General features: G+C 62.6%; 1 protein-coding gene. It reads right to left on the reverse strand.

Translation table 11 applies throughout. From position 1 onward, the window contains the following. Positions 1 to 390, reverse strand: a 390-nt coding sequence (locus tag LG661_RS24935) for a reverse transcriptase domain-containing protein (protein WP_230534674.1), incomplete at both ends; no start/stop codon positions are given.

Below are 390 nucleotides of genomic sequence, written 5' to 3' on the forward strand. Positions count from 1 at the left end.
CGTATATGTTGCAATCATCGGCATAGCGGGCGAAGCGGTGGCCGCGCCGTTCCAGCTCCTTGTCGAACACATCGAGCATCAGGTTTGAGAGCAGCGGCGAGAGCGGACCCCCTTGCGGGACTCCCTCGTCCATCGGATCGACCATGCCACCCACGAGCACGCCTGCCGTCAGGTAACGGCGGATGAGTCGGAGCAGAGACCGATCCTGCACCCGTTTGGCCACGAGCCCCATCAGGATGTCGTGGTTCACCCTGTCGAAGAACTTCTCCAGGTCGATGTCCACGACGCTGTGGCAACCGTCAGCGATGAATTGCTGAGCCAGGCCTTCGGCCTCGCGGCCTACTATGCCGTCTGCTGACTTCTCCGCCCCGATCACGGGTCTTGCGACCC

The organism is Microvirga roseola, from assembly GCF_020866965.1.
Lineage (GTDB): Bacteria > Pseudomonadota > Alphaproteobacteria > Rhizobiales > Beijerinckiaceae > Microvirga > Microvirga roseola.